This is a genomic window from Clostridia bacterium, from assembly GCA_017410375.1.
GTDB lineage: Bacteria > Bacillota > Clostridia > RGIG6154 > RGIG6154 > RGIG6154.
This window is the reverse complement of sequence record JAFQQW010000002.1, coordinates 1-16,187: the sequence shown is the minus strand read 5'-3', so window position 1 is coordinate 16,187 and position 16,187 is coordinate 1. Positions and strand designations below refer to the sequence as shown.

Annotated in this window: 17 protein-coding genes; 12 read left to right on the top strand and 5 right to left on the bottom strand. The window is 44.9% G+C overall.

The genetic code is table 11. From position 1 onward, the window contains the following. The first annotated feature begins 68 nt into the window (after nt 1–68). A complete protein-coding gene (locus IJE10_00370) occupies nt 69–1,316 on the top strand; it encodes a helix-turn-helix transcriptional regulator (protein MBQ2966561.1) in 1,248 nt (415 codons plus the stop codon). Between the two features lie 18 nt (nt 1,317–1,334). Here the strand turns inward: IJE10_00370 and IJE10_00365 are convergent, their stop codons facing one another. From IJE10_00365 to IJE10_00350, 4 genes are all read right to left on the bottom strand, one after another. After that, nucleotides 1,335–2,219, bottom strand: a complete 885-nt coding sequence (locus tag IJE10_00365; protein ID MBQ2966560.1) for a hypothetical protein — start codon at nt 2,217–2,219, stop codon at nt 1,335–1,337. Nucleotide 2,220: 1 nt separating this feature from the next. Then, nucleotides 2,221–3,306: an aminotransferase class I/II-fold pyridoxal phosphate-dependent enzyme gene (locus IJE10_00360; GenBank protein ID MBQ2966559.1), complete on the bottom strand. Its 1,086-nt coding sequence runs from the start codon at nt 3,304–3,306 to the stop codon at nt 2,221–2,223. An 80-nt stretch (nt 3,307–3,386) separates the two neighbouring features. Then, nucleotides 3,387–3,866: an Lrp/AsnC family transcriptional regulator gene (locus tag IJE10_00355; GenBank protein MBQ2966558.1), complete on the bottom strand. Its 480-nt coding sequence runs from the start codon at nt 3,864–3,866 to the stop codon at nt 3,387–3,389. Then, nucleotides 3,859–4,170: a hypothetical protein gene (locus IJE10_00350; protein MBQ2966557.1), complete on the bottom strand. Its 312-nt coding sequence runs from the start codon at nt 4,168–4,170 to the stop codon at nt 3,859–3,861. Before IJE10_00350 ends, IJE10_00355 begins: the two co-directional genes overlap by 8 nt. A 194-nt stretch (nt 4,171–4,364) precedes the next feature. Here IJE10_00350 and IJE10_00345 point away from each other — a divergent pair, with 194 nt between their 5' ends. From IJE10_00345 to argB, 7 genes are read left to right on the top strand one after another with little or no spacing between them, the layout of a single operon-like run. Then, nucleotides 4,365–5,720 (top strand): UDP-N-acetylmuramoyl-L-alanine--D-glutamate ligase, encoded by a 1,356-nt coding sequence (locus IJE10_00345; GenBank protein ID MBQ2966556.1) that lies wholly within the window; start codon nt 4,365–4,367, stop codon nt 5,718–5,720. Nucleotides 5,721–5,729: 9 nt separating this feature from the next. Next, nucleotides 5,730–6,758 carry a M42 family peptidase gene (locus IJE10_00340; GenBank protein ID MBQ2966555.1) on the top strand — a complete coding sequence of 343 codons (1,029 nt, stop codon included), beginning with the start codon at nt 5,730–5,732 and terminating at the stop codon, nt 6,756–6,758. Next, complete coding sequence (locus IJE10_00335) at nt 6,752–7,741, top strand: M20/M25/M40 family metallo-hydrolase (GenBank protein ID MBQ2966554.1); 990 nt, start codon at nt 6,752–6,754, stop codon at nt 7,739–7,741. The genes IJE10_00340 and IJE10_00335 overlap by 7 nt, the downstream gene beginning before the upstream one ends. Continuing rightward, nucleotides 7,735–8,592: a hypothetical protein gene (locus IJE10_00330; protein MBQ2966553.1), complete on the top strand. Its 858-nt coding sequence runs from the start codon at nt 7,735–7,737 to the stop codon at nt 8,590–8,592. The genes IJE10_00335 and IJE10_00330 overlap by 7 nt, the downstream gene beginning before the upstream one ends. Nucleotide 8,593: 1 nt before the next feature. Further along, complete coding sequence (locus tag IJE10_00325; protein ID MBQ2966552.1) at nt 8,594–9,832, top strand: methionine gamma-lyase family protein; 1,239 nt, start codon at nt 8,594–8,596, stop codon at nt 9,830–9,832. Between the two features lie 59 nt (nt 9,833–9,891). After that, on the top strand, nt 9,892–10,932 hold the full coding sequence (locus tag IJE10_00320) for an N-acetyl-gamma-glutamyl-phosphate reductase (GenBank protein MBQ2966551.1): 1,041 nt from the start codon (nt 9,892–9,894) through the stop codon (nt 10,930–10,932). Between the two features lie 10 nt (nt 10,933–10,942). Continuing rightward, complete coding sequence (argB, locus tag IJE10_00315) at nt 10,943–11,824, top strand: acetylglutamate kinase (GenBank protein ID MBQ2966550.1); 882 nt, start codon at nt 10,943–10,945, stop codon at nt 11,822–11,824. A 42-nt stretch (nt 11,825–11,866) separates the two neighbouring features. On the opposite strand, the gene IJE10_00310 is transcribed toward argB, so the two are convergent. Further along, complete coding sequence (locus IJE10_00310) at nt 11,867–12,157, bottom strand: hypothetical protein (GenBank protein MBQ2966549.1); 291 nt, start codon at nt 12,155–12,157, stop codon at nt 11,867–11,869. 171 nt (nt 12,158–12,328) lie between these two features. Between IJE10_00310 and IJE10_00305 the strand changes: the two genes are divergently transcribed. From IJE10_00305 to IJE10_00290, 4 genes are read left to right on the top strand one after another with little or no spacing between them, the layout of a single operon-like run. After that, on the top strand, nt 12,329–13,585 hold the full coding sequence (locus IJE10_00305; GenBank protein ID MBQ2966548.1) for an insulinase family protein: 1,257 nt from the start codon (nt 12,329–12,331) through the stop codon (nt 13,583–13,585). Beyond that, nucleotides 13,586–14,860, top strand: a complete 1,275-nt coding sequence (locus tag IJE10_00300) for an insulinase family protein (protein ID MBQ2966547.1) — start codon at nt 13,586–13,588, stop codon at nt 14,858–14,860. 1 nt (nt 14,861) lies between these two features. Beyond that, the gene (locus IJE10_00295) at nt 14,862–15,662 is read left to right on the top strand and encodes a prolipoprotein diacylglyceryl transferase (protein MBQ2966546.1); all 801 of its coding nucleotides are present in this window, start codon (nt 14,862–14,864) and stop codon (nt 15,660–15,662) included. A 15-nt stretch (nt 15,663–15,677) separates the two neighbouring features. Next, on the top strand, nt 15,678–15,872 hold the full coding sequence (locus IJE10_00290; protein ID MBQ2966545.1) for a hypothetical protein: 195 nt from the start codon (nt 15,678–15,680) through the stop codon (nt 15,870–15,872). Nucleotides 15,873–16,187: the final 315 nt, after the last annotated feature.

The following is a 16,187-nucleotide window of genomic DNA, read 5'->3' as shown; positions in this document are numbered from 1 at the left end:
ATATATTTATGTTTAAAAAAATTGACTTTTTCTATAATTTCTTATATAATGAAAACAGAGGTGATTGAATGATTGTCATTAACCCGGAAATTATGTCCTCAAAGCTCCCTGATTCTGCTGTGGGCAACTTGGAAAACCGTTGTAGCTTTCATATGGAAGGCAGGTGGGAAACTGCCAGAATGGCGAATTCAACCGGAATTACTTCGAAAGGTGCTTCTTATTACAGTCTTGAGCCGGAGGGGTTTGCACAGTATACACCGTACAACTTACGTCCGGGTCGGTATACTATTTCTTTTTGGAATATCAAATACGGGGCCGATCAAAATCCTGTGAAAATGACGGGCGAAGTGTATGCAAACGGTGAAACGGTCCATGACATTCCGCTTTCGGTTTCGGAAGCAACGGTTGACCGTCAGGGCGCGTGGACAAAGGTGGGAACCTATTATTTTGCCGGAACAAACAACGAGTATTTCAGACTGGTTGCAAAAGGCGGTGCGTATTCCAGACCTTCAGATGTGAAATTTGAGTGGGCAGACTCCGGAAATCACGAAGGGGAAGGCGAACACAATTCTGAAAAAGCACCTGCACAGCTTATACAGACCACGAACGGAAATTCAGTCCTGCTTTATTTTCATACGCCTGTCATCATTCATACAAAAAAAGAAAAAATAACGGCAGAGCCGGCGACATTAATCCTTTACAAAAGTGCATCGCCCTGCCGTTTTGAAAGTAATGGTAAACCGCTTAAGTTTGATAAGATGGAAATACAGGATGATTTGACTGATTTGATGAAAAGAACAAGGCTTCAATATGATATGCCTTATAGCTTGTATAAAGCCGATTTTGTGACGGATATTATACAAAAAATCAAGTACGAGATGAACCAGCAAATCACATTTAAAAAAGAAATTACCGATGCATTGGTTCACGAGTTGTTTTTCCGTATTGCTAAAATACATATTATAAAAGAAAGACCGGTCCTTACGGACACGATGCATAGAAGACTGATTGCGGTGAAAAATGCGATTATAGAAAACTGTCAGGAAAAATGGACAGTAGAGCTTATGGCGAAAAAAGCATATATGAGTACACCATATTTTTACATTCTTTATAAAGCACGGTTTGGGGTGTCTCCCAAAAAAGACTTACAGAATATCCGCATCGAGCATGCAAAACAGCTTCTGCGGCAGGGGAGTCTTTCGGTCAAAGAAATTGCCGGACAAATCGGCTATGAAAATGAATACTATTTCATCCGAAAATTTAAAGAGCAAACGGGAATGACACCCGGGAAATATAAAAAAGGACTTGGAGTTTAGCTCCAAGTCCTTTGGTTTTTAAAGTAATAGTTCTGCCGCGATACCTTCGCGGATGCTGTTGGTGGAAAGAATCAGCTTTTCAGCGTTGGTGCATTGCAGAAGAGTCGCAAGGGGCATCAGACCCGCGGTGATGATGTCCACACGGTTTTTCTCCATGCCCACCAGCTCCAGGCGTTTTTCAAGCGGTGTTTTGGTAATCCGACGCATAATGTCTTTAGCCGCGTTGCAAGGTACGCACACCCCGTCCCCCCAGGGAATGCCGTGGGTTAAGGTGTACATGTTTCCAATCATGCGGTTTGAACCGCCTAAAAGTACAATGGGATAGCCGTTTTTCTGTACAAACGGAATTTCCTGCATCTTGCTTAAAACAAAGGGATAAATTTCATCAATACCCTTTTGGTCGGGCTGGAAGGTTTCGGTCAAAACCACCGCACCGTAGGGCAAAGACGTGTGTCCCTTTAAGGCACCCTTTTCGCAAAGCACCACTTCAAAGCTCCCACCGCCGGTATCTAACATATAAAATGAGTCGGTTTTAGCGGAAAGGGAAGCGGCATAAAGCCCGTATCGGGCTTCGCTGTCCCCGTCAATGATTTCGATGCGGATGCCCGTTTCTTTTTGTACACGGTTGCAGAAAACATCCGCGTTTTCTGCCCGTCGGAGGGCTTCGGTGGCAACGCATTTTACGGTACAATCGGAGAACGTGCCGATACTTTCTTTTAAAGCATGGAACGCACTTACGGTGCGTTCCATGGCAATATCTTTTAATAAATTGTCTTCGCTTAAGCCTTCGCTCAGACGGGTGGGATACCGTTCCTGATGCACCATTTGAATGCCGTCAGGCGTTTTTTGATACACACCCATGCGCAAAGAATTAGAGCCTAAGTCAATTACCGCTAAAGTCATATTATCCTTCTTTCAGCTCGTTTAAAAATTCCTGCATGCGGTCGAGCGCTTTGTTGATGGTTTTTAGGGAGTAGGCATATGAAATACGCACATGTCCCTCGCCCGATTCGCCAAAGGCACTGCCCGGGATTACCGCAACCTTTTTGGTTTCCAGAAGGCGCTTGCAGAATTCCTCGGACGAAAGTCCTGTGGATTTGATGGACGGGAACACATAAAAGGCACCGCGAGCTTCAAAGCAGGTCAGTCCCATTTCGTTCAAGCGGTCAATCAAAACTCTTCTTCGTTCGTCATACTGGGATGCCATTTCCGCAATATCCTCATCGCCGTTTTTTAACGCCTCAATTGCCGCATACTGCGCGGTCGTGGGGGAGGACATGATGGCAAACTGATGGATTTTGGTCATGGCTTTAATCACGTCGCGGTTGCCTACGGCATAGCCTAAACGCCAGCCGGTCATGGCATATGCCTTGGAAAAACCGCTTACAATGATGGTTCTTTCCTGCATACCGGGAAGATTTGCAATAGAACAATGCTTGCCCGAATAGGTCAGCTCTGCATAAATCTCATCCGACAAAATGCCGATATTTGTGTCTCTTAAAATCTCGGCAATCGCTTCTAACTGCTCTTTTGTCATCACAGCCCCGGTGGGGTTGTTGGGATAGGGGAGAACTAAAAGCTTTGTTTTGGGTGTGATTGCCGCTTTTAATTTTTCGGGGGTTAAGATAAAATTATCCTTTTCCTCGGTAACAATCGGCACCGGTACACCGTGCGCCAAGCGCACAATGGGGTCATAGCAAACAAAGCACGGCTCGGGGATAATCACTTCATCCCCTTCGGTAATCAGCGCACGGATAGCTGCGTCAATGGCTTCACTGCCACCGACGGTAATAAGTGCCTGGTCAGGGGTATACTCTAAATCAAAACGTCTTTTTAAATAGGTGCAAAGCTCACCTCTAAGCTCAGATAGGCCTGCGTTTGAGGTGTAATAGGTCTGCCCCTTTTCCAAAGACATAATACCTGCATCGCGAATGTGCCAGGGGGTCACGAAGTCCGGTTCACCGATTCCTAAGGACAGCACATCGGTCATTTCACTTGCCAGGTCAAAGAATTTACGGATGCCCGAGGGCTTGATGTCCGTAACAATAGGCGAAATTTCAAAGGAAAAGCTCAAATGCCGATCACCTCTCTGTCATCTTTCGGGCCATCGGTTAAAATAACACCGCCGTCTTTATATTTTTTGAGAACAAAGTGGGTTGCAGTGGAAATTACGCATTCCAGTGCCGCCAGCTTTTCGCTGACAAAACGCGCAATATCACGCACATTTTTGCCTTCGATGTTAATGGCAAGGTCATACGAGCCAGACATCAAGTACACACTTTTAACTTCGGGGAACTGGTAAATACGCTCTGCCACTCTGTCAAAGCCTTTGCCAATCTGTGGGGTGATTTTTACTTCAATCATGGCAACCACCAAATCGCTGTCCACCTTTTCCCAGTTGATTGCCGCTTTGTAGCAGGCAATAATCTTATCTTCTTCCATCTGCTTGATGGTTTTTTTTACTTCTTCTACATCGCGACCTAACTGCTTTGCGATTTTTTCAGCTGTTGCTTTGCCGTCTTTTTCTAAAATTTTAATGATTTCACGCATGTTTTTTTACCTCCTGTTTCTGCTTTCTAAAGCGGGCGGAAAGGGCACCACCCGTAGCCTTTTTTGCTTTTGTTTCCAGCTCCGCCTTCAGTTTGTCGGTTTGTTCCTTTAATGCCGAAAGCTCTTTTTTCTGTGCTTCTAAAGCCTCCTGTAATTTTTTATTCTCTTTGGCGAGCTTTTCGTTTTTACGACGCTCTTCTTCAAGCTTTTGCTGTGCCCGCTCATCCAACTCCAGCAAATAGGCATTTACATTCTTTTTGCTGTAGCCCATGGGTCGTACAGAAAAAATTTTACCCTCTTTCATGGTCTGTAAACCTCCAAACCTGTATTATTATGATTATTTTAGCACAATTTTTGGAATTTGTATACTCTTTTTTATAAAAAATTGCGCAATTTTTAAAAAAGGTGTATTTTTTTTACTTCAAACCGCAAAAAAGATTGATTTACCGCAAAAAAAGTGGTATACTATTATATTAGAAAGTTTTGGAGGTTAGTATGATGCAATATCAGGAATATTTTGCAGGCTTAAAAGGCAAAACAATAGGTGTGTTTGGTATGGGAATCAGCAACATTCCGCTTATTTCCATGCTGCTTGACTGTGGCGCAAAGGTAGTCGCGGGGGACAAGAAAACAAAAGCACAGTTAGGCGCGGTTGCGGACGACCTTGAAAAGCGAGGCGTTGAGTTGGTGCTTGGGGATGCATTCCCCGACAACATGCATGGGGAAATCATTTTCCGTACCCCGGGTATCCGTCCCGACATCCCGAAATTTTTAGAGCTAAAGGCTTCGGGCAGTATCATAACCTCTGAAATGGAAGTGTTTTTCGATTTGTGTCCTGCCGAGATTATTGCGGTAACGGGCAGTGACGGCAAAACCACAACCACAACCTTAATTTCCGAAATGTTGAAAGCAGAGGGCTATAAGGTATGGCTCGGCGGTAACATCGGTAAGCCTTTACTTCCCGATATTGCTCAGGTGAAAGAAAACGATAAGGTGGTTGTGGAGCTTTCCAGCTTTCAGCTGATGACCTTTAAGAAATCTCCGCACATTGCGGTGATGACCAACCTTTCGCCCAACCATTTGGATGTGCACAAGGATTATCAGGAATACATTGATGCGAAAAAGAACATCATGCTTTATCAGAGTGAATCCGATATATTTGTAACCAATGCAGGCAATGCGGATACCTTAAAGGTTTCGGAACAAGCAAAAGGGGTGCTTCGTACCTTTTCTTCCAAAGGGGATGCCCTTTTGCATTTAAAAAACGGTGTAATTTACTATGGGGATGAAGCGGTTTTGGATACCGCAGATATCAAGCTTCCCGGCAATCATAATGTGGAAAACTACATGACTGCCATCGGGGCAGTGCATGATCTGGTAAGCAGAGAGAGCATTGTGAATGTGGCAAAGGACTTTGGCGGTGTGCCCCACAGAATTGAACTGGTGCGTACTTTAGATGGGGTTCGGTATTACAATAGCTCCATTGATTCCAGTCCGAACCGTACCATTAACACCTTGAAAGTATTTCCGCAAAAGGTGATTTTGATTGCAGGCGGTAAAGACAAGGGTATTGCTTATGATGACATCGGACCTGCCATTGCAGAGCATGTAAAATGCCTGCTGTTAATCGGTGCAACCTCTGATGCCATTGAAAGCGCGGTGCGCAAAGCGGAAAATGGCGATAAGGTGGAAATTCTGCGCTTTACTACATACGAAGATGTGGTGAAAACCGCAAGAGAAAAGGCGGAAAATGGCGATGTGGTGCTTTTGTCCAACGCCAGCACCAGCTTTGATATGTTTAAAAACTTTGAAGAAAGAGGCAACCTCTTTAAAGAGCTTGTCATGAATCTGTAAGGAGAATATATGGATATAAAACAGCTGGAACGCCTGTGTTTGGCGTTCGGAGTTTCGGGTGAGGAAGATGAAGTCCGTGAGGCTTTGAAAAAAGAAATCACAGCCGATGCGGTGTATACCGACAAAGCCGGAAACCTGATTGCAGTTAAAAAGAGTAAGAATGAACACGCACCCACCCTTTTGCTGGATGCGCATATGGATTCTGTAGGTCTTTGCGTAAAGGAAGTGGGCGAAAGAGGTTTCTTACGGGTTGCATCGGTAGGGGGTATGGATGCAAAAATTCTGCCCAACACCCTGGTGGAAATCGGAAAAGAGCACATTCCGGGCGTAGTGGCATCTAAACCGCCACACCTGATGGATAAAAAAGATGCGGAAAATGTAGTCTCCCTTTCCATGCTTTGGGTGGACACGGGTGACAATGCGGAAAGCATCCGTGTAGGCGACCGTATCCGTTATGCACCCCGCTTTGCGGAAATGTTGTCTGCGGTAAGCGGTACTTACTTAGATAACCGCGTGGGCTGTGGACTGATTCTTGAAACCTTTAAACGACTACAAGATGTTGAATTACCCTTTAACCTGACGGCGGTGTTTTCCACCGGCGAGGAAATGGGGTTAAAGGGTGCAAAATACGGTGCGGTACAGGGCGATATGGCAATTGTTCTGGATGTAACCTTTGGCAAAACCCCCGACGAAACCTCGGACGAGGCGTTGGATTGCACAAAGGGTGTTGCCATCGGCGTGGGACCGAATATGCATAAAGCAATCAGTAAGGGCCTTTTGGACCGTGCCGAAAAAAACGGCATTATGTACCAGACCGAGGTGTTAGAGGGGTGTTCGGGCACCAATGCGTGGATGTATCAGGTGCAAAACTTAGGCATTCCCTGCGGACTTTTGTCTGTACCCATCCGCTATATGCACACCCCCGTGGAAACCATGTTTATAAACGATTTTGAAAGTACGGCAGATTTGCTTTTTGCCTATATTACAAATCTTTCTGCGGATGAAATCCGTGCGGTTTCGGAGGTGGAAGTATGCTAAAACAACTGTCTTTGCTAAACGGCACCTCAGGCTTTGAAGAAACGGTATCAGCGGTACTGACCGAAAAAATGAAGGCATGCTGTGACAAAGTGTTTCGGGATAATATCGGGAATCTGTATGCTTTTAAAAAGGGCACAGACCTAGGGCAAACGGTGGCACTTTTTGCGCACACCGATGAGGTGGCACTTATTATTTCCTCCATCACTCCCGAGGGATTGCTGAAATTCCGCACCGTAGGCGGTATTGACGAAAGTGTGCTGGTGGGCAAACGGGTGACGGTTGGTCCGAGCAGTATCTCCGGTGTCATCGGCGCAAGAGCGGTGCATCTGATGAGCGATGCACAAAAGAAAGAAAAATTGCCCTTAGAAAAGCTTTATATCGATATTGGCGCGGTTTCTGCAGAACAAGCCGAAACGGTGGTCAAAAAGGGTGATGTTGCATATTTTGAAGGGTTTTGGCATGAAACAAAAACACACATATTCGGCAAAGCCTTTGATGACCGTGCGGGCTGTGCAATTTTAGCAGAGCTTGCGAAAAACACCTACGCCCATGACATCTGGTTTGTGTTCACCACCCAGGAAGAGGTGGGCACACGCGGTGCAACGGTTGCCTCAAGACGGATTGATGCGGACGTTTATATTGTAGTGGAAAACACAACCTGTCTGGATATGCCGGATGTGGAAAAGGAAAAGCGTTCCACAAATTGCGGTGACGGCCCTGCCATTACCATTGCAGACGGTGCTTCCTTTGCAAATCTTGAAGTGCGAAGCAGACTTGCACAAACCGATATATCGCACCAGTTTAAAAATGTGACCGCAGGCGGAAACGATGCAAGAGCCATCGCCTCAAACGGCAAAAAAGTTGCGGCAGTATCCTGTCCCTGCCGGTATCTGCATGCGCAGGTGGGTGTGATTGCGAAAGAAGATTTTAAAAATACAGTCAATCTCTTGGATGCTTATCTGAAAGGAGAAAGCTTATGTTAGATTTGTTACAGATGCTTTGTGCTTTGCCTGCCCCTTGTGGGGACGAGGGCATTTTGAAAAAATATATTACCATGAAATATCCGCATTTTAAAGAGGATGCGTTTGGTAATTTAGTATACCGGAACAACGGTGAAGGCGCACTTACCATGCTGTATGCTTCGCTGGATGAGGATGCGGTGCTTGCCATGGAAATTAAAAATGAAAAGGTGTATTTTTCGCACCTGGGGAGCCGTAAGATTTATCCGTCCATGACGGTGTCTTTTGGCGGTTATACCGGCATTGTCTGTGAAGAAGGAGATAAAAAATATCTCTATATGGCAGACGGCGGAGAAGGGATAGAGCAGGGAAGATGCGGTGTGCTTGACGGGGAGTTTGAAGGCGAAACCGACAAGGAACAAAATCTTCTGCTCGGCAAAAGCATTGCAAACCGTTTAGCTGTGGCAGCCCTTTTAACCGCGCCCGAAACCAAGCGGAATATCTGTGTGGTGCTGGGGGTAAATTCCCACCACAACACCACAGGTCTGCAGGCAGCAACCGAAACCATAAAGCCTGACAAAACTTTGATTTTTGAAGAAACCAAAAGCGATACATTTGCGCTAAAAATGCTTGGAGAAGGCTTTAGTGCTTCTGCCGAAAGTTCATCTTTGTTAGAAGAAGCTCTGCAAAAAGCAGAAATCCCGTATGCACGCACTGCAGACAATACCGAAAAGACTTTAGGAAGTAAATCGGCATGGAATACCACAGCGGTATTAGGTATTCCAACCCTTTTTACGGACTATGTCCGTCAGGGTATCCGCGTAAAAACGGCAAACAACCTTGAAAAAATTGTACAGACTCTTTTGGAGGATTGAAATGGATAATTTGATACGCGCGGCAGAGGAAAAGGTAAAAGCCTCTTTCCGTGTCTTAGAAGAAAATGAATATTACAATGCCGAAAAGGTGCTTCGTGCCTTTCAGAAGTTTGGGGTGAATGAAGCGCATTTTGCCTCAAGCTCGGGCTATGGCTATGACGATTTCGGCAGAGACACTTTAGAAGAAATATATGCCGAGATTTTTGGTACCGAGGATGCCATTGTACGGCATACCATTACCTCGGGTACCCATGCTTTAACGGCGGTGCTGTTCGGGGTTCTGCTCCCCGGAGACCATCTGCTCGCCATCACCGGCAAACCCTATGACACCTTAGAGGAAGCCATCGGCATCCGCGGAGAGGCACCCGGCTCTTTAAAGGAACTGGGCGTTACATACGGGCAGGTGGATTTGTTAAGCAACGGTGCCCCCGACTATGCAGGCATTGAAAAGGCTATTGCAGAGCATAATCCGAAAATGGTGATGCTTCAGCGCTCTAAGGGCTACAGTTACAGAAAATCCTTAGACATGGAGGAAATGGAGAAGCTGTTAAGCTTTGTGAAAACCAAAACAGATGCCATTATCTTTGTGGACAACTGCTATGGTGAATTTACCGAACGGGTAGAGCCGACCAATATAGGTGCCGATGTGATGGCGGGCTCGCTTATTAAAAATCCCGGCGGCGGCATTGCACCCACAGGGGGGTATATTGTAGGCTCGAAAAAAATAATCGAGCGCATTGCAAACCGCATGACAAGCCCGGGCATCGGCAAAGAGGGCGGGGCGACCTTAGGGGTCAACAAATCCTTTTATCAGGGATTGTTTATGGCACCCTCTGCAGTTTGCTCGGCGTTAAAAACCGCGGTGCTTGCGGCAGGTGTGTTCGAGTCTTTGGGTTATTCGGTTTGCCCGGCATCGGATGAAAAACGGACAGACATTATTCAGGCAATCCGTTTAGAGGATAGAGAAAAGCTCATTGCTTTTTGTCAGGGTATTCAGATGGGCTCGCCCATAGATTCAAAGGTTCTGCCTGAGCCATGGGCAATGCCCGGCTATCAGCACGAGGTGATTATGGCGGCGGGTGCGTTTACACAAGGCTCCTCCATTGAGCTTTCGGCAGACGGTCCCGTGATTGAACCTTATATTGTATATATGCAAGGCGGACTGACCTACAGCTACGGGAAATTAGGCTTAAAAAGTGCCCTTGACAATTTAAATAAGAAAAATTTATTGAATAAATAAAAAATACTTGCATTTTTATGCATTATAGTGTATAATGGTGCAAACAGGAGTTGATACATATGATTAAAGTTGCAATTTTAGGTGCTACGGGATACACGGGGGAAGAGCTGATTCGTATGCTTTCCATGCATCCCGAGGCAGAAATCAAGATGCTGGTTTCCCATTCTACTGCAGGCACACCCATTGATGAAATTTACGGAAATTTTAAAAATGTCTGCAATCTGGTTTGCGAGGAGCTGGATATCGACAAGGTTGCCGGAGAGTGTGATGTGGCATTTACCGCTCTTCCGCACGGTGCTTCTAAAGAGGTTATCCCTGCTCTTTATGCAAAGGGGATTAAGGTTATCGACCTTTCGGGCGATTTCCGTTACAACGATGTAAAGGTGTATGAGGAATGGTATAAAGATGCCCATTGCGCGCCCGAGCTTTTAAAGGTGAAGGCGTACGGTCTTTGTGAATTACACAGAGATGAAATTAAAAAGACTTCTCTTGTGGGCAATCCCGGTTGCTTTACCACCTGTTCTATTATGGGTATGGCACCGCTTGCTGCGGCAAAGGCTATTGACACAAAAACCATTATCGTGGATGCCAAATCCGGTGTAACCGGTGCAGGCAGAGGCTTAGGACTTGCGTATCACTACAGCGAATGTGATAACACCATGATGGCTTATAAGGTAGCAACCCACCGTCACACCTCCGAAATTGAGCAGGAGCTTTCTATTCTGGCAGGCGAAGACATTAAGCTCACCTTCACACCTCACTTAGCACCCTTTAAGCGCGGTATATATTCTACTATGTATGCAAACCTTTCCAAGGATTTGTCCTGCGAGGAAATTGTGGAAATGTACAGAGAATTCTATAAGAATGAATACTTTGTTCGTGTGCTGGATGCAGGCAAAATTCCGCAGGTTAAAAATGTAGCCGGCTCGAACTTTGTGGAAATCGGTATTACGGTGGATAAGAGAGTCAACCGCGTCATTGTAATTTCTACGCTGGATAATTTAATTAAGGGTGCGTCCGGTCAGGCAATCCAGAACATGAACATTCTGTTTGGTTTAGACGAAAAGACAGGTCTTGCGGCGCCCGGATACTATTTGTAAGGAGAAAATCATGGAAAATACAGAAAAAATGCAAGTTTTAATTGAAAAAGCGGGCATATTGATTGAAGCACTTCCATACATCCGTAAGCTCAACGGAAAAACGGTGGTTGTAAAATACGGTGGCAACGCCATGATTAATGACCATCTGAAAAATTCGGTTATGGAGGATTTAACCCTCTTAAAATTTATCGGTATTAACCCCGTACTGGTGCACGGTGGCGGCCCCGACATCAACGAAAACCTAAAAATCTTTAATATTGAAAGCCATTTTGAAAACGGCTTGCGCGTGACTGACAAGGACACCATGCGCGTGGCACAGATGACCTTAATCGGAAAAACCAACAAAGAAATCGTTTCGCTTTTGAACACAAAAGGTGCAGATGCGATTGGTTTATCGGGTATTGACTGTAAGCTGATGGAATGTGAAAAGCTGACCGAGGACGAGGATGGAAATCCCGTGGATATCGGCTTTGTGGGCAAAATCAAAAAGGTACGAACCGACATGATTGACACCCTCATTCACAGCGGATACATCCCGGTTATCGCACCAATCGGTACTGATAAAGAGGGAAACAGCTACAACATCAATGCTGACACCGTTGCCAATGAAATTGCAGCGCATCTGAAAGCAGAAAAACTCATTTTCTTAACCGATGTAGAGGGCGTAAAGGACAGCAAGGGCGACATTTTGTTTGCATTAAACATTGACGACGCACACCGTTATATTGAAAACGGCGTCATCACCGGCGGTATGGTACCAAAAGTAAATGCGTGCATGCATGCCGTAAAGGAAGGGGTAAACCGCGTACATATCATTGACGGACGTATTCCCCATTCTATTTTGCTGGAAATCTTTACCGATACAGGTATTGGTACTATGTTTTTGAAATAGGGAATTAAAAAAGCGATTGCAGAGCAGAGCAATCGCTTTTTTTTAATAATAGGAAGTATGTCTGTTGTTTTCTTTTAAATGCTTATCAGGCTTTTTGAGGCGGTTTAAGAATTCGTAGCGGAGCTGCTCACGAAAATTGGGCGCGCAAAGGGTAGAGCCGTCCCGTTGTGTATAGGGCAAAATGTCCTCAATGCTGATGTAATATTTCTCAATACCGGTTACCGAAATGGTATTGGGAAGGTTGGCAAGCACAAAGCTTCCCCGAAACTTTACACAACAGATATTCAAAATTTTAAAACTTTTCCCTTTAAAAACGGGATTAAATTTTTTCATGAAATACCCCTTTAAAATCGCTAAAGTAAATGAATTTACTTTAATTATACACGATTTTGCTTTACAAATCAATAAAAATCTATGGATTTTCTGCAGAATATATGCTATAATAAATAGAGTATGCCCGAAGATGCTTTTTGCATGCGGGTACCTTGCATTGGAGGAAAGAAAATGGAAAAAAGAACGATTAACGGATTTGAGGTTTGTCTTTTGCCGGACAACCGGTTTAAAACGGCAACCTTTATCGTATATATCCGCACACCTTTGGATGAAAAAAGTGCCGCACTGAATGCACTTTTGCCTGCGGTTTTAACGCGTGGCTGTGCAAAATATCCTGAAACAGGGGATTTGAATGTATATCTGGAAGAGCTTTACGGTGCCTCCTGCTCTTTTAATATCAGCAAGCAGGGCGCGTGTCAGTTGCTGGCACTCCGCTTTAAAACGGTGGCAGACAAGTATGCAGAAGGGAAAGCCCCCTTTTTAAAGCTGATTGATTTCTGTGCAGAGGTACTGTTCCGTCCGTTGCTGGAGAATAATGCTTTCCGTAAAAGCTATGTGGAACGGGAAAAGGAGAATTTGAAAATCTTTCTTGCAGGTGTGGTGAATGATAAAAGAAAATATGCATCCCAGCGCCTGATTGAAGAAATGTGCAAAAACGAGGAATACAGTATTAACGAAAACGGCACAGAAGAAACGGTAGACGAGATTACACCCGAAAAGCTGTATGCGGCGTATTTGTCATTGCTTCAGAATGCGGATATTTCGTTCTATTTCGCAGAACAGTTTGATAAAGAAGCGGTTTGCAGGACACTTGAAAATGTGTTACCCATCCGGGCAGAACGCACCCGTAAAATCCATCTTCCCGTGCATGTGAAAAAAGCAGATTCCGTGCGATATGTGGAAGAATCGGCACCTGTGACCCAGGGCAAGCTTTGCATGGGATTCCGCTCTGCCATTATGCGTGCCGACCCTGCCTTTTATTCTATGATGCTGTTTGATACATTGTTTGGCAGTTCGCCCTATTCAAAGCTGTTTTTGAATGTGCGTGAAAAGCTGTCCCTTGCCTATTATGCTTCCTCGCGGTTTGTGAATGTAAAAGGCATTTTAATTGTTTCGAGCGGTATTGAATTCAAAAACTACGAGGCGGCAAAAAACGAAATTTTGGTGCAGCTTTCCGAAATGCAGAAGGGCAATTTTACCGACGAGGATATTAAAGCGGCAAAGCTCGATTTAACCGATGCGTTAAACGGCATCACAGATACCGGCTTAGGTCTTGCAACCTTTTATGCAAATCTTTCGGCAATCGGTGTAGAGGACACACTCGAAAATGTGATTGAGCAGTTAAATGCCGTAACCAAAGAAGAAATTGTTGCGGCGGCAAACAGCGTGACTTTGGATACAGTCTACTTTTTAAAAGGAGAAGAATAAATGGAACGGATTCTGTTAGAGCATAAAGCCTTAGACGAAAAGATATATGTGTATACCCATGCGTCGGGGCTTAAGATTTATATTTGTCCCAAGCCCGGTTTTTCCAAAAAATGTGCCTATTTTGCGGCAAATTACGGGTCGGTGGATGTTTTTTATGAAAAAGACGGTGTAACGTACGGTATCCCCGACGGTCTGGCACACTTTTTAGAGCATAAGCTGTTTGAAAGCGAAGAGGGAGATGCCTTTTCCAAATATGCAAAAACCGGTGCGTCTGCCAACGCCTTTACTTCCTTTGGCTGTACGGCGTATAACTTCAGCTGTACCGACAAGTTGGAAGAAAATCTTGAAATTTTAATCGACCTGATGCGCACGCCTTATTTTACTAAGGAAAATGTGGCAAAGGAGCAGGGCATTATCGGGCAGGAAATCAACATGTATTTAGACGAGCCGGGTTGGAGAGTGTACCAGAATCTGCTGGAGGCGATGTATAAGGACTGTACCGTAAGACGGGATATTGCGGGCAGCGTGGAAAGCATTTCTGGCATTACCCCTGAGCTTCTGTACGATTGCTATAACATGTATTATGCACCCGAGAATATGGCACTGATTATCGCAGGGGATTTGGATGCGGATGAAATCGCAGGTAAGGTAGAGCAGATGCTTTCGGGATTAGAGCCGAGAAAAGCGCCTGTAAAGCACTATCCGGAAGAGCAAACTGCAGTGCTTAAATCTTACACGGAGCAAAAGCTTGCAGTAGGCTTTCCTTTGTATATGATTGGCTTTAAAGGGATAAAAAAGGCGGAAGGCTTTGAACTTTTGCGTCAGGAAATTATTGGCAAAACCGCATTGGATATTTTGTTCGGTAAAAGCAGTGCCTTTTATCTGGATGCGTATGATGAAGGCTTAATCAACGAAAATTTCGAGTTTGATTTTGAGTGCTGTCCTATGTATCGCCATGCAATCCTTTCAGGTGAGGGCGACCAATACGAAGCGGTGCGGGAAAGAGTTTTAAAAACCATTGCTTCGGCTGTGGAAAACGGTGTGGAGGACACGGAATTTAACCGCAAGCTTACCCTTTGCCGAAGCGGATATATCCGTCGCTTCAACAATGTGGAAACGGTTGTGCATAACGTGATGGAATCGGCATTTCTGGGCTACAATTTCTTTGATTATTTAAAAGCGTGCGACAGCGTAAGCAAGCAGGATGTGGAACAATTTATCAGAGAGGAGCTGGCAGAAGACAGATGCGTTTTGTCTGTCATTTTGCCGAAATAATATGGATACCTATATCGGATTTCCCGGGCTTGGCATTTCTTTTAATGTCAACCCCGTGGCATTCAATTTATTCGGAAAAGATGTATACTGGTACGGCGTACTGATTGCAACCGGCATCATTTTAGCGGTTATTTTGTGTACACATCTTGCTAAACAGCATAATTTAACCGCCGATAACATTTTAGACGTTGTACTGTGGGGTGCCCCTGCCGGCATCATCGGTGCAAGGCTTTATTACTGCGCGTTCCGCTTTGAGCATTATGCAGACAATCTTTTGGATGTTTTTAAAATCTGGGAGGGCGGTCTTGCGGTTTACGGTGGCATCATCGGTGCGTGCATTGCGGCGTATGCCTATTGCAGATACAAAAAAATTGACTGGAAAAAGCTGTTTGATGTGTGTGTGCCGGGGGTTATGTTAGGACAAGCCATCGGCAGATGGGGGAATTTTGTCAACCGCGAGGCGTTCGGCGGAGAAACAAGTCTGCCCTGGCGCATGGAACTTCACACCTCGGGTGGAAGCGAAGTGTTTGTGCATCCCACCTTTTTGTATGAGAGTCTCTGGAGTCTGTGCGGTGTTTTTCTGCTGATATGGCTGAACAAGCACAAGAAAAAGGATGGACAGGTGTGCTTTACATATTTCATCTGGTATGGTGTAGGCAGATTTTTTATTGAGGGTCTGCGTACCGACAGTCTTTATTGGGGACCTTTCCGTATTTCACAGGTGGTTGCCCTGCTCACTGCGGTACTTGGTGCCGTTTTGCTGTACCGCCTCATGAAAAAAGATAAAGAACCGTTAAAGTGAAAGGAGAAACAAGGGATGATTCATTTTTTAAATACGTTGCCCAGCGATTTTATTGTGGGTGTGAGTCTGTTTACTGTTTTTTGTTTTGTCTGCTTTTTTGTCGCAGTCATTTTGTGTATTGTTGCGACCGTTTTCTCAATCTGCAACTACATAGCTTTAAAACGAATTGAAAAACAACTCAATCTACCGCAAGAAGAAAAGAAAGAGTAAAAAAAGGGAATGTAAAAAAAGTCCGGATCGCAAAAACGCGAGTATAAAGACGAACAAAGTTTGTGCAAACTCACGAGAAAGACACAAAATGAAGAAAACACGCAAAATTTTGCGCGTTTTCTTTTGATAAATGCGTTTTTGCTATGCGCGAGCGGTTAAACAAAACAGTCCGGTGGACTGTTTTGTCAGCTCGGGGCGGAGTGGTCAAAACCGTTTAGCGGTAGCGTTAAAACGGTTTTGGGTACCACAAGAGAGCTTGCTTAGGCTGCGACTACATTAAAATAAGCTCCCTCTTGCAACACACAAAATTGCTGT

Coding starts and splice junctions, on each gene's coding strand:
- IJE10_00335 (MBQ2966554.1), top strand. CDS start 6,752: ATGCTAAAACAACTGTCTTTGCTAAACGGCACCTCAGGCTTTGAAGAA.
- IJE10_00340 (MBQ2966555.1), top strand. CDS start 5,730: ATGGATATAAAACAGCTGGAACGCCTGTGTTTGGCGTTCGGAGTTTCG.
- IJE10_00330 (MBQ2966553.1), top strand. CDS start 7,735: ATGTTAGATTTGTTACAGATGCTTTGTGCTTTGCCTGCCCCTTGTGGG.
- IJE10_00290 (MBQ2966545.1), top strand. CDS start 15,678: ATGATTCATTTTTTAAATACGTTGCCCAGCGATTTTATTGTGGGTGTG.
- IJE10_00345 (MBQ2966556.1), top strand. CDS start 4,365: ATGCAATATCAGGAATATTTTGCAGGCTTAAAAGGCAAAACAATAGGT.
- IJE10_00320 (MBQ2966551.1), top strand. CDS start 9,892: ATGATTAAAGTTGCAATTTTAGGTGCTACGGGATACACGGGGGAAGAG.
- IJE10_00355 (MBQ2966558.1), bottom strand. CDS start 3,866: ATGCGTGAAATCATTAAAATTTTAGAAAAAGACGGCAAAGCAACAGCT.
- IJE10_00370 (MBQ2966561.1), top strand. CDS start 69: ATGATTGTCATTAACCCGGAAATTATGTCCTCAAAGCTCCCTGATTCT.
- IJE10_00350 (MBQ2966557.1), bottom strand. CDS start 4,170: ATGAAAGAGGGTAAAATTTTTTCTGTACGACCCATGGGCTACAGCAAA.
- IJE10_00305 (MBQ2966548.1), top strand. CDS start 12,329: ATGGAAAAAAGAACGATTAACGGATTTGAGGTTTGTCTTTTGCCGGAC.
- IJE10_00325 (MBQ2966552.1), top strand. CDS start 8,594: ATGGATAATTTGATACGCGCGGCAGAGGAAAAGGTAAAAGCCTCTTTC.
- IJE10_00295 (MBQ2966546.1), top strand. CDS start 14,862: ATGGATACCTATATCGGATTTCCCGGGCTTGGCATTTCTTTTAATGTC.
- IJE10_00300 (MBQ2966547.1), top strand. CDS start 13,586: ATGGAACGGATTCTGTTAGAGCATAAAGCCTTAGACGAAAAGATATAT.
- IJE10_00310 (MBQ2966549.1), bottom strand. CDS start 12,157: ATGAAAAAATTTAATCCCGTTTTTAAAGGGAAAAGTTTTAAAATTTTG.
- argB (MBQ2966550.1), top strand. CDS start 10,943: ATGGAAAATACAGAAAAAATGCAAGTTTTAATTGAAAAAGCGGGCATA.
- IJE10_00360 (MBQ2966559.1), bottom strand. CDS start 3,306: ATGACCGATGTGCTGTCCTTAGGAATCGGTGAACCGGACTTCGTGACC.
- IJE10_00365 (MBQ2966560.1), bottom strand. CDS start 2,219: ATGACTTTAGCGGTAATTGACTTAGGCTCTAATTCTTTGCGCATGGGT.